This window comes from Dyadobacter sp. 676 (assembly GCF_040448675.1).
Classification (GTDB): domain Bacteria; phylum Bacteroidota; class Bacteroidia; order Cytophagales; family Spirosomataceae; genus Dyadobacter.
The window spans coordinates 5,053,851-5,065,942 of sequence record NZ_CP159289.1 but is presented as its reverse complement, the minus strand read 5'-3'; the positions used below and the strand labels follow the sequence as shown (position 1 = coordinate 5,065,942).

Here is a 12,092-nt window from a genome sequence, read left to right as displayed (position 1 = left end):
ATGGGTTTAGCATTGGATACGGCGACAAATATAACAAGGTATAGTTTTGAATCACTGCCCGTTGCGGTGGTTAAATTTTGGTTAAATTCCCGCATTTCAAACCCAACCCGTAACCATGCACCGCCTGGATTTCTTGTTGATTGCATTAATGGCGACCACCGCCGCCCTGGCCCAAAATCCCGGACCACGGCTGGATAAGCTGCCAAATATCATTTACATCTACGCCGACGACCTCGGCTACGGCGAGCTGGGCTGCTACGGCCAGCAAAAAATCAAAACGCCCAACCTCGACCGCCTTGCGAAAGAAGGCATCCGTTTCACGCAGCATTACACAGGCACGCCCGTATGCGCGCCCGCCCGCGCGATGCTCATGACGGGCAAGCACGCGGGGCACTCGGCCATCCGAGGCAATTTCGAACTTGGCGGGTTCCGCGACGAGGAAGAGCGCGGGCAAATGCCCCTGCCGGCCGCCGAATTCACCGTCGCGGAGCTCCTGAAACAAAAGGACTATGCCACCGCCCTCACCGGCAAATGGGGAATGGGCATGAACGACACCGAAGGCACACCTACCCGGCAGGGCTTCGATTATTATTATGGTTACCTCGACCAGAAACAAGCCCATAACCTTTACCCTTCGCATTTGTGGGAAAACGACCGTTGGGATACCCTCGCCCAGCCCTGGCAGGATGTCCACCGCAAGCTCGACCCCGCCACAGCCACCGACGCGGATTTCGAGTCGTTCAAAGGCAAGGAATATGCCCCCGCAAAAATGACCGAAAAGGCATTGGCATTTATCGACCGGAGCAAAGACAGGCCTTTCTTTCTCTATATGCCCTATACGATACCGCACGTATCGTTGCAAGCGCCAGACGAATACGTTAAGAAGTACATCGGGCAATTTGACGAGAAACCCTACTACGGAGAGAAAGGCTATGCCTCCACGAAATACCCGCTATCGACTTATGCGGCGATGATCACTTATCTGGACGATCAGGTCGGTATTATTTTGGATAAACTTAAAACCCTGGGCCTGGACGGGAATACAATAGTGATGTTCAGCAGCGATAATGGCGCCACTTTCAATGGTGGTGTAAACGCACAATTCTTTAATAGCGTGGCAGGCCTTCGCGGATTGAAAATGGACGTTTACGAAGGCGGTATCCGCGAGCCCTTCATCGCGCGCTGGCCGGGAAAAATCAAGCCGGGACGCGTAACTGACCATATTTCGGCCCAATTCGACCTTTTGGCTACATTAGCGGAACTGACAGGCCAGCCAACACCTCCAACCGACGGCATTTCCTTTCTGCCTGAACTATTAGGACAGACCAACCGGCAGAAAAAACATCCTTACCTCTATTTTGAATTCCCCGAAAAGGGCGGCCAGATCGCCATCCGGATGGGTGACTGGAAGGGCGTAAAAACCGACCTGCGTAAAAATCCGGGCAATCCGTGGCAGCTTTTCAACCTCAAAACCGATCGCAACGAAACCACCGATCTCGCGACAAAACACCCGGAGATTCTGAAAAAATTTGACGAAATTGTCAAAAAGGAACACCGGGAGCCCGCGAATGCCGCCTGGCAGTTTGTAATGCCGGTGATTGCGGCGAGTGAAAAGTAGCTATGGCCTATATCGAATACCAACCCCATCCGGCGCTGGCGCCCTATATCGATGCCTACTGGCAGGTAGTTGGCGACAATATGCCCGTAACGGTCGCAACAATTCTGCCCGACGGTTGCGTCGACATCATTGTAAACCTCGGAGAGGACGAGCTCCCCCGGGCCGGACGGCTTCTTTATGAAAAACGAGCATTGTTATCTGGTAGGAACGATGTCGACGGCCATCGAAACCAGCATTTCACCCCATTCCCATCTCGCCGGCATACGCTTCCGGCCGGCGGGATTTGCCGCCTTTTATGAATACGACTCCCTGCACGAATATACCGACCGGACTGTCGAATTTGATAATAAACTCGCTCCCGACCTGCGTGGGACCCGCAAAGGGCTCCGCAATGGGCTCAAATATTACCTCGACGAGTTTTTTCTGCGAAAGCTGCCCGAGCGGCAACCGCAACTGACGCCCGTTATAACGGAAATCGAATCCCGGAACGGTTTGGTCGACGTTCCTGTGCTTGCACGCAACCACTGCGTCAGCGTGCGGCAATTGCAACGTGCGTTCAAAATGCACATCGGCCTCAGTCCGAAGGAATTCCTCAATGTGATACGTTTCCGGTACGCTTTGCGATTGATCAAAAACAATGCGATGCCAACCCTGCTCGATATCGCGCTCGAAGCCGGTTACTACGACCATGCCCATCTAAGCAACGAAATCCGCAGGCATGCCGGCGTCGCTCCGTCGCTGCTCTGATTTTGTCGCATTTTTCCAAACAGCGTTGCTGCGGCACCTTCTAATTTTATCGCATCATCCGACAAACAACACCATGGAACAACGACTTAGTGTGCTCACGCTCGCCGCGGACGATCTTTTCGCTCTGCGCGACTTTTATGCCGGCACCCTCGGCTGGAAAATAGAAGCGGCTAACCAGAATATCGTATTTTTCAAACTGAACGGGATTTTACTGAGCCTCTTCGGCAGGAAAGACCTTGCGAAATTCAATAATGCGGACCCGGCAGGAAGCGGTTTCCGGCCATTCAATATGGCGCTGATGGTCAATTCCCGGGATGAGGTGGAAAGCATTTATGAGGAGCTGTCGGCAAAAAAAGTAAACATCGTGCAAACGATCACCGAACCTCCTTTTGGCGGCTGCTACTTCCTGTTTGCGGACCCGGAAGGAAATATCTGGGAAATTTCACAGAACCCGTTCATACACGTGGACCCGTCGGGCAACGTGCTTGGACATAAGCCCATCGATCATCTTTGAATTTCAGTAATATGGCAAAATTCGCATACACCATCCTGTATGTCAGGGACGTAGCAGCGACCATCGAATTCTACGAAAATGCGTTCGGTTTCCGGAGAAAATTCATTTCTCCCGGCAACGATTACGGCGAGCTGCTTACCGGCGACACGATACTCTCTTTCGCTCATACGCAACTGGCGGCAACCAATGTCCCGGAAGGCTTTACGGAAAGCGATCCCACCGCGAAACCGTTTGCATTTGAAATCGGATTTACGGTCGACAATGTGGAGGAAGCATTTCAAAAAGCACTGGATGCAGGCGCAACGCTGGTTTCTCAACCAAAAACCAAACCCTGGGGACAGGTAGTCTCTTACGTGAGGGATTTGAACGGGTTCCTTGTGGAGATTTGCACGGAGACCGACTAGGGGTCAGGCTATCGGCACTATCGGCCAATATAGCAACGGATACCCCACCAGAAACCTTGAAGATCGTTGTTACATGCCTGCGGCATTGATTGCCTAGGTTTACGGCTGTTCGCTACCAATATCCATCGCTAACGCGATTGAGTCTCCTGCCGAAAAAGTGCCGTCAGGCACGCAACATTGGTAGATGGTCGTTCCTGAACCGGTATATCAAAATCCCGTAGGGATATAACAACAATTACTATTTCCTCCTATGACTCGACAGGAAACGGTCCTTCCTCGAAGTCCTCCTCATGATACCCCTTGCTACCGACTTCCCGGGCCAGGTCGCTCCGGAAATCCACGCCATTCCGCAGGCAGCGCAGCACATGCTCAAAATCGTATTGCGGCTCCCACCCGAGCTCCCGCTGCGCACGTGCGTTCACATACACACGATCGATTTCCGGAAATAGTTTCCAGCCCTCCGCTTCGAATAAACCTTCGCATTCGGGGTAGAGCGAACGGATAACCGCGGGCGCATCGGTGTGTAGTTGCGCCAGATGCGCGGGCGTAAATGGTGTGGTGGCGGAAATAATGTATTTGCCGAAACCGATTGTTCCAGCTTTTCCCACGGCTGATAGGTGCGCAGAAACGGCGTCGGCGATGTCGACCCGGCGGTAAAGCAGCTCCAGTGCCTGCACGTTGGGCGTGGCGTACCGCCGGCGGGTTTCGGCATTATCGTCGTCTTCGGGGAAGAAGCGCGAAGTCCGCAGGATCAGTACCGGCAAGCCGGCCTTCCGATGAAAAAGCTCGCAAAGGCTTTCGGCGGCGAGTTTGGTAACGCTGTAAATGTTCTTAGGCTGCGGCATCACGTCCTCGGTTATCCATGCCGCGGGCTCGCCTTTGGCCGGATTCATCGCCGCACCGAACGTGCTGGTGGTACTGGTAAAAAGAAAGGTGGAAATCCCTTGAAGCACCGCTTCTTCGAGCAGATTAAGCGTGCCGGTGATGTTGGTATCCACAAAATCCTGCTTGCTGTGCGTCGCCACGTGGGGCTTATGCAAGGTAGCCGTGTGAATGACGGTACGAATGCCCCGCATGGCTGTCCTGACAAAATCCCTGTCGGCGATATCCCCGACCAGGTCCGTATAGGCCGAATGTTTGATGTCCAGGCCCGTCGCCCGCGTACCGAGTGTGCGCATCAGCGCCTCGCCCAAATGCCCGGCGCTCCCTGTTACTAAAATACTCATGGCGTTTTCAATGCAATTTTCCCGCAAAGGTATGGGCGCTGGTCCCGGAAAAATATTGGGATAGCCGATAAAAACATTGAAATTTGTGTATGGCCTATATCATTGACAATGAATCGTACAGGGAAATCGCAGGCAGAAAGTTTCTTTCGCAGCCTTCGGTGGATATGTTCGAACACCACGCGCCGCGGATTCCCTTTGTAAACCATCGCGTCAGGAATATCTACGCCCGCAATTTCGGAATTATCCGGTTCCAGGCCGATTTCTTGCAGGATATGCAAATCCGCGGGATGAAAAGCGACCCGCATATCAGCCTGCATTTTCAGCTGAGGGGACATTCGAACGCACGGTTCCGTGACATTCCCGGCGAGCACCCGCTGCGCCCGGCCGAATACAACATTTATTATTCCGAAAACTTCGACTCGGATATTTTCTACAATCGGCAAACCGGCTTCGAATACCTCGCATTGATCCTCAAAAAAGAGCATTTGCAGCAATTCCTGCAACAAAACGGCAACCCCGTAAAGCAGCTTGAAAATGCCCTGGAAGAGGGGAAGCCATTGGCGCTTTTCGAAAGAGCCGCGCCGGTAAGTGCCGAAATGCATTCGGTTTTGCAACGCATCCTGCATGCGCCCGTAGCCGACGACCTGTCGGAAATGTACCTGAATGGCAAAATCCTGGAATTGCTGGCTTTGCAATTGCAACAATACCGCGGACAGTCTGCCGCTCCCGCCGTTCGTTCCGATGCCGACCGCGAGCTCGCCGAAATATATGAGTACCTAGGCATGCATTTCCTTACCACCGGATCCCTGGAAGCCGTCGCCAGCCGCTCGCGACTTTCGGAACATCAGATCCGGGAGGGCTTTAAACTGAAATACAATACCACCGTATACGAGCTGGTCCATGAAAAACGGATGCTTCACGCCCGGCAGCTGTTGCTCGACGCGGGCATAACCGTCGATGGAGTGGCGGCGGCAGTCGGTTATGCCAACAGCAGTAATTTTATACAGGCATTCAAAAGGAAATTCGGCATTACACCCAAGCAAATGCAGCTCGGCAGGCTTTGATCAGATCATCCATTTTCGCTCGGTCGTGAATGAAATAGTGAGCCACATTTTGTAATCGCCTTTGATACGGTCGTAAAGTTCCTGCCGGATCGCGTCCAGCTCTTTCACCTGCGTGTGCGCCAGGTCTTCGGGCAGCAGGAAGTCTATTTCAATGGTGTAGCTGCTGCCTGTTTTGGCTACACGCACATATTCGTCTATAAAACCGTAGCGTTTCGAAATCGCTTCGGCTTCCTGATGTATTTTCTCTTCCACCTCGTCGTCGGGCGCGAATTGGAGCAATTCGCGGATGTTTTTCCAAAACGTCCGGACCGGAATGCGCAGAAAAAGAATGGAAATGACGATGACCATTCCGGGGTCGAGGTACGGGATGAGGAAGGCCAGCGACGTACCCCGCAAAAAGTACCCGAGCGATAACACTACCAGCACGCCCGTGCTCAGGAGCGCGTCGAGCTGCCACTCGGTGGCTTCTATGCGAACATATTCCGAGCGGATTTGTAACGCCATTCTTCTGAAATAGATCCAGAGCAAAAAACAGCCGATGATGGAAGCGATCAGGTACGGCAATGCGATATCGAGCTCGACGAGCTTTCCGCCGTTGATGATATCCATGACCGACGTGGCGAGCGAATACAAACAGAGGAAAATGATCACGGCCGACTGCAGCGTCATCGAAAACGGCTCGAACTGCGCTCTGCCGAACGGCAAATCGTCGTCGTCGGGCTTGCGGACGAAGTTGTTCACCAGCAGCGACACCCCCGACAGACTGATCCCGACCATCGAGAAAAGGGCATCGAAAATAATGGATTTGGAATCGCCGGCGATGCCGACCACGATGGCCCAGATCGTAAATGCCGAACCGATAACGATCGATAGCTTGATCAGCCGCCGTTCCCTGAGCCGTTTTTGTCTCTCATTCATAGCACGTGGATAACCGCACGAACACCGGCGCAGTTATCCTGAATAAGTTAAAAAGACCTGCGGCCGAAAGCAAGTTCCGCCGGGCTCATTACCAGTTTGTGAAATTTCCTGAAACCCGGGTTATTTCCCCGCAGTTTGTGCGCCCCTGCGCCCGACGCCGAACTGATCGCCCGCCCGTGCGAGCTTCCCGCCTGTAAACTGCACTTCAACCATCTTTTCACTCGCTACATTGTTGTGGAACTCGTCGGTCAGGGTAGTCACGATTTTGCGGGTTTTGACGTCGATCACCTCGCCGCTCGACGGATAGGCATAGCGCCCGTCCATGCTGAAAGTAACCCAGCCCGGCATATCCTGCACCGGAATGGTAGTCAGTTGCTGGTAAGGTGGTTTCGCGCTGAAAACATGCATCCGCATATTGTGGCCGTCGCAAAGCCATATTTCCGTCTCGTCGGGCGTAAGGCCGATGCCGTGACTAGGGTTACCGTGCCTCCGCACAGGCCCCCGCTCCCAGCCCTGCACTTCGATATGCGCTATTCTCGTGCCTTTTTTAATGTCGCCGACCTCGAAACCCAGCAAGCTGTCGACCGTCACATAAGCGAGGGATTCGTCCGCGTTGACGGTGAATGGCCGCACATAATTATCGAATTCCCCTACGTTACCGACCAGCTCGTGCGTCTTCGGATCGGCGATGTGAAGCCATGGGCTCGCTATGTCGCCCATATATACCGCATTGCCGGCGGCCCCATAGATCGTGTTATGCGCCCTCTTATGCACGTTGATCTTTTTAATAATGTCGCCCGTTTCACAATTCACCACATTCCAGAAACCTTTTTCCAGCGACGGCAGGTACATTATCCGGCCGTCGGGGGAGATTGCCATCCGGTCGCAGCCGCCTTCGAACGGTTCTTCCCAAACCACTTTTTCGGTCGTGAGATCGATGCGTTGCAAGCCTTCGAGGGTGCTGATATAAATGCTGTTCAGCGGCAGGCTTACCGCGATGCCTTTTACGTTCGAAGGTTTGCCGTTGGGATGCAAACCACGGGTGGCGATCCTTTTGACGAAGCGATGGTTGTTGTCGATATCAAAAACGAGCAACCCGTGGCCGCCGTAACCCAGGTAATCGCGGATACCCGGCGTGGCCACATAGAGATACCGCTTCGTTGCGCCCGCCTTCCCGGACGGCTGGGCCATCACCACCTGAATTGTAAACAGCAGGCACCAGATCAAAAAAATACAGCTATTCCTCATATCTTATGAATTGCAATTATGAAACAGACGGCAGCTTATAGCCATTATGATACTCCTTGGCGATGAGCTTGTTGGCCTCACCGTCGGTAAATTTCCCTTTCTCTTTGTCCCAGTAAATTTTCTTTCCCGTCCGGTAGGCGATATTGCCCATTTGGGAAAATATGGCAATATCAGCGCCGACTTGAATAGGCGCATTCAGGTCGGTCATTTTCCTGGACCTTACGACATCGATAAAATTCGCGGCATGCAGGTCCAGCCCATTGTCCGAGGCTTTCCGAAACCCGACGGCTTCCATTCGCTTGCCTTCGGGGATCACTTCCCAGCCGTCGCGGTTCAGGACCAGCGTTCCATTGTTGCCGATATAGGCGATTCCGTGCTCGCGTGCGTACGGGCCTCCATCGATGCCCATGGCGTGTTCCCACTGGATATTGAAATCGTCGAATTCGAACACGGTGGTGAGCGTGTCGGGCGTTTCGGCGCCGGAATCCCGGTTAGCGAACTTCCCGCCTGCGGCCATAATGCTGTTGGGTGTGGCCGATTTCATCCCCAGCAAAGCGTAATCGAGCAAATGCACACCCCAGTCGGTCATGAGCCCGCCCGCGTAATCCCAGAACCAGCGGAAATTGAAGTGAAAACGGTTGGGGTTGAACGGCCTGTTCAGAGCCGGTCCAAGCCACATTTTATAATCCACTCCGGCCGGCGGGTCACCATCCGGCAGTTTCGTAATCGGGTTTACCCACGCGAAATAGCCCCACACCTTCACCAGCCTTATTTTCCCGAGCTTGCCGGAATGTACAAAATCGATCGCTTCTCTGAAATGCTTCTGGCTGCGTTGCCATTGCCCCACCTGCACCACGCGGTTATAGCGCTGCTGGGCGGCTACCATCGCCCGGCATTCGGCAATGGAATTTCCGATCGGCTTTTCCACGTAAATATCCTTCCCCGCCTGACAAGCCTCGACCATCATCAGGCAATGCCAGTGGTCGGGCGTACCGATCACCACCGCGTCGATGTCCTTGTCGGCCAGCAACTGCCTGTAATCGCCGTAGGTCTTGACTTTCGTGCCGCCTTTTGCCAGCTCGGCCGCGCGTTTGTCGAGCACATTCTTATCCACGTCACAAAGCGCCACGCATTCCGTGCCCTGGTTTTTGAGGATTGCATTCAAATCCGCCCAGCCCATTCCATTGATACCGATGGCGCCGATCCTTATTTTGTCGGCTGCCGAAACTGGTGCAAATGCGGAAACGGATGACGGGATAATGGCCGAGAGGCCGGCGCCGGCGGCAAGCGCCGAAGCGGTGGTAAGGAAGTTGCGTCTTGAATGGGTCATAGGTTTGTCGGATCAGGTTGATTACTTCTCAAAAGTTATCAACCCGCCGATGTTACCCACCATGTGTGCGGAATAGCGCCGGCCACGGGGAGTGTTGAGTTTCCCGTAGCCGGCAAGAGGCATCAGAAGGGGTTACGTGGTGTTGCTACAATGCTGTGAATCAGCCTATCCAGCTCTTTCTCCATATCTTTCAGACGAGCGAGGATATCGATGTCGCGCGTGGCAGCATAGGAATTTTGCAAATCCCTGACTTCTTTGATCCGAAGTGCAAAACTGAGGAGCGTCATGAGTTCGTCTAATTGGTGTACAAAAAATAAGCGCAAAGAAAGCGGGAATCGTAAGCACATGTAAGAGGAATTATGGATTATAATAAAAATCTAATCTGCCTTTCGCAACCGCCAACAAAAAACCCGGGACCATGCATCAGCTTCATGGTACCCGGGCAGAAATCAACAACAAAAAACCAAATCGCGGACAAGATAACCGGGACTGTTCCGCAATCCTATTTTGATAATCCTGCGGCTTGAATGAAATTTTTAACGGCAAAGACTTATATTGGCTTCGTCCATGACGTCCTTTCGCACATGAAGAAAACCGCATTGTTTCTTGCCCTGGCGCTCTTCGCCGCAGCCTGCCGCAAAACATCCGAAAAGAAAACCGAAATCGCTGTCCGCGATACGACCATTACGGTCGAGAACTCCTTTACAGAGCTCTTTATCGACACAACGGCGCTGGCTTCCTACGTGGCCGCGCATACGCTGGACGACAGTCTTACCGCCCGGTTACGCAGCTTTTACAACCACCGGAATTACCAGTACGCATGGTTTTTCCCGGATGGCATGGCCGAGTTCGTACCGATCTTCCGGAGCTTGCGGAACGATTACATCCATTATTCAGGCGATAGCTCGCTTTACGATCCGTCGCTCGACAAAGCGGTCGACTCGCTTGCGCAACTGAAAAAGATCAGCCCCGACAACGCGTTGGTCGTGGACACGGAACTGGCATTGACGGCGCAGTTCTTCCGCTACACCGACCGTGCCTATTCCGGCGACCATAAAATCAATACGCAGGAGCTCAACTGGTTTATCCCGCGCCGGAAACTGAACCCGGAAGTTTTCCTGGATTCGCTTCTGAAAAACAAGGGACAGAACCTTTCGGCTTACGAGCCGGTGAACAGGCATTACAATTTACTAAAAGAGAAGGTGTTACAATATTACACCCTGACTAAAAACGGCGAGCCGGCCACGGTGGATACCGAAAAGAAATTCCGCGAGGGCGACCGCGACACGCTTATTACCGCTTTGAAAACGCGCCTGCATTTGCTGGGCGACTTGCCCGAACCGGATAGCACGCCGGTTTTCGACACCACACTCGTAAACGCGGTAAAGCATTTCCAGCAGCGCGTCGGCCAGAAACAGACCGGCATTACCGGCCCGGCATTTTTCAGGGAATTGAATGTACCCATCGCCAGCCGGATCCGCCAGATGCTCATCAATATGGAACGCATTCGCTGGATGCCCGCGGCCCCTCCTACCGACTACATTCTGGTAAATATTCCCGAGTTCACGCTCCATGCCTACGAACAGGGCAAATTGTCATTCGATATGGTCGTTGTGGTCGGTTCGGAGGCCAATAGCACTGTCATTTTTTCAGGTACTTTAAATCAGATAGTGTTCAGCCCTTATTGGAATGTCCCTGCGAGCATTCTCAAAAAGGAGGTTTTACCCGGAATTAAGAAAAATCGTAACTACCTGGCACGCCATAATATGGAGTGGAACGGTGGCTCGGTGCGGCAGAAACCGGGCAAATCCAACTCGCTGGGGCTGGTCAAATTCCTCTTTCCAAACAGTTACAGCATTTATTTCCACGATACGCCCAGTAAAAGCCTTTTCAAGGAAAGCCAGCGGGCGTTCAGCCATGGTTGCATCCGCCTTTCCGAGCCCAAAAAACTGGCGGAATGGCTCTTGCGCAAGGATAGCACGTGGACCAGCGAGAAAATCACAGCGGCTATGAATGCGGGCAAGGAAAAATATGTACGGCTGCGCGGGAAGAATGAAATACCGGTTTTTATTGGCTATTTCACGTCCTGGGTGGACCAGCACGGCAACCTGCAATTTCGCAAGGACGTGTATGGGCACGACCGCAAAATGGAGGAAAGACTTTTCGGCAATACGGAAATGCCTGTTGCCCAGGCCGCCGGTCGCTGACAAACTGTTACGGGCATGATTTTTAAGCCCTGATCAGACAGGCGGAGGTAACCTGTATGTTACCGGTCGGCGGTTGATATTATCGAAAAGCCGTCTTACCTTTGCTAACATCGTTAGGTAAATCTTGAATTACCATGGGAATCCTCGAACGAAAAATACGGCAGAAAGAAAATATGCGGACCAACATTCTGGCCGTGGCTTTGCAACTGGTCAAGGAAGAAGGTTGGCAATCCCTGTCGATCAGGAAGATAGCCGATGCGATCGAATATAGCGTACCGGTGATCTACGATCATTTCGAAAATAAAGAAGCGATCCTTTTTGAACTTTCTATGGATGGTTTCCGGTTACTCGATAGATTGCTGGAAAAGGACAAGCGTAAATACGCGGACCCGGAAGAACGGCTAAGGGCCCACGCCGAAACTTACTGGAATTTCGCTTTTAAAAATCCCGAATACTATCAGCTCATGTACGGTTTGGGAATGCCCTGTTCAAGCCCCGGCAAGGCGAAACCGGAGTTCAACAGCTTCCGCGAACACATCGGCGAGGCAATCCAGGGAATCGTAAAAGATAAAAAATCTTCAGATGAGGAAACTTGCTTCAAAATTTACGCGTTCTGGTCAGTACTCCACGGTCTGATTTCCATCGTTATGATGCGCTGCTCGGATATCGACGACTCTCAAATGAACAAAAAGGTAATGGACGACACGCTTAACGCATTCATCAAGAATCTCTGATTTTTTTTAACCGCTGGCTAACACCGTTAGTAATAATAACTTCACTACCTATTCGCAAACAATTGATTATCACCGCAAAAAT

At 52.6% G+C, this 12,092-nt stretch carries 12 protein-coding genes and 1 pseudogene; 8 read left to right on the top strand and 5 right to left on the bottom strand.

The genetic code is table 11. The features are described from left to right. The first annotated feature begins 115 nt into the window (after window positions 1-115). From ABV298_RS22575 to ABV298_RS22555, 5 genes and pseudogenes are all read left to right on the top strand, one after another. Window positions 116-1,618 (top strand): arylsulfatase, encoded by a 1,503-nt coding sequence (locus ABV298_RS22575; RefSeq protein ID WP_353718420.1) that lies wholly within the window; start codon window positions 116-118, stop codon window positions 1,616-1,618. A gap of 2 nt (window positions 1,619-1,620) precedes the next feature. Continuing rightward, window positions 1,621-1,758, top strand: a pseudogene (locus tag ABV298_RS22570) (DUF6597 domain-containing transcriptional factor); the annotation flags it as partial. A gap of 37 nt (window positions 1,759-1,795) precedes the next feature. Next, entirely contained in the window at window positions 1,796-2,365 is a 570-nt protein-coding gene (locus ABV298_RS22565; RefSeq protein ID WP_353718419.1) for a helix-turn-helix transcriptional regulator, read from the top strand. Window positions 2,366-2,438: 73 nt separating this feature from the next. After that, on the top strand, window positions 2,439-2,879 hold the full coding sequence (locus ABV298_RS22560) for a VOC family protein (protein ID WP_353718418.1): 441 nt from the start codon (window positions 2,439-2,441) through the stop codon (window positions 2,877-2,879). An 11-nt stretch (window positions 2,880-2,890) separates the two neighbouring features. Beyond that, window positions 2,891-3,283 (top strand): VOC family protein, encoded by a 393-nt coding sequence (locus ABV298_RS22555; protein ID WP_353718417.1) that lies wholly within the window; start codon window positions 2,891-2,893, stop codon window positions 3,281-3,283. Between the two features lie 248 nt (window positions 3,284-3,531). Here ABV298_RS22555 and ABV298_RS22550 read toward each other — a convergent pair whose 3' ends face one another. After that, window positions 3,532-4,509, bottom strand: a complete 978-nt coding sequence (locus ABV298_RS22550) for an NAD(P)-dependent oxidoreductase (RefSeq protein ID WP_353718416.1) — start codon at window positions 4,507-4,509, stop codon at window positions 3,532-3,534. A gap of 89 nt (window positions 4,510-4,598) precedes the next feature. On the opposite strand from ABV298_RS22550, the gene ABV298_RS22545 reads away from it, so the two are divergent. Then, window positions 4,599-5,573, top strand: coding sequence for an AraC family transcriptional regulator (locus ABV298_RS22545; RefSeq protein ID WP_353718415.1), 975 nt, complete (start codon window positions 4,599-4,601; stop codon window positions 5,571-5,573). Here ABV298_RS22545 and ABV298_RS22540 read toward each other — a convergent pair whose 3' ends face one another. The 4 genes from ABV298_RS22540 to ABV298_RS22525 all read right to left on the bottom strand — a co-directional run bounded on the left by ABV298_RS22540 (window position 5,574) and on the right by ABV298_RS22525 (window position 9,356). Next, window positions 5,574-6,491, bottom strand: coding sequence for a cation diffusion facilitator family transporter (locus ABV298_RS22540; protein ID WP_353718414.1), 918 nt, complete (start codon window positions 6,489-6,491; stop codon window positions 5,574-5,576). A gap of 120 nt (window positions 6,492-6,611) precedes the next feature. Then, the gene (locus ABV298_RS22535; RefSeq protein WP_353718413.1) at window positions 6,612-7,739 is read right to left on the bottom strand and encodes a hypothetical protein; all 1,128 of its coding nucleotides are present in this window, start codon (window positions 7,737-7,739) and stop codon (window positions 6,612-6,614) included. 16 nt (window positions 7,740-7,755) lie between these two features. Continuing rightward, entirely contained in the window at window positions 7,756-9,069 is a 1,314-nt protein-coding gene (locus ABV298_RS22530; RefSeq protein WP_353718412.1) for a Gfo/Idh/MocA family oxidoreductase, read from the bottom strand. 122 nt (window positions 9,070-9,191) lie between these two features. Beyond that, window positions 9,192-9,356, bottom strand: coding sequence for a hypothetical protein (locus ABV298_RS22525; protein WP_353718411.1), 165 nt, complete (start codon window positions 9,354-9,356; stop codon window positions 9,192-9,194). 240 nt (window positions 9,357-9,596) lie between these two features. Between ABV298_RS22525 and ABV298_RS22520 the strand changes: the two genes are divergently transcribed. Both ABV298_RS22520 and ABV298_RS22515 read left to right on the top strand, forming a co-directional pair. Then, window positions 9,597-11,276 carry a L,D-transpeptidase family protein gene (locus ABV298_RS22520; protein WP_353718410.1) on the top strand — a complete coding sequence of 560 codons (1,680 nt, stop codon included), beginning with the start codon at window positions 9,597-9,599 and terminating at the stop codon, window positions 11,274-11,276. 134 nt (window positions 11,277-11,410) lie between these two features. Beyond that, on the top strand, window positions 11,411-12,010 hold the full coding sequence (locus tag ABV298_RS22515) for a TetR/AcrR family transcriptional regulator (RefSeq protein ID WP_353718409.1): 600 nt from the start codon (window positions 11,411-11,413) through the stop codon (window positions 12,008-12,010). Window positions 12,011-12,092: the final 82 nt, after the last annotated feature.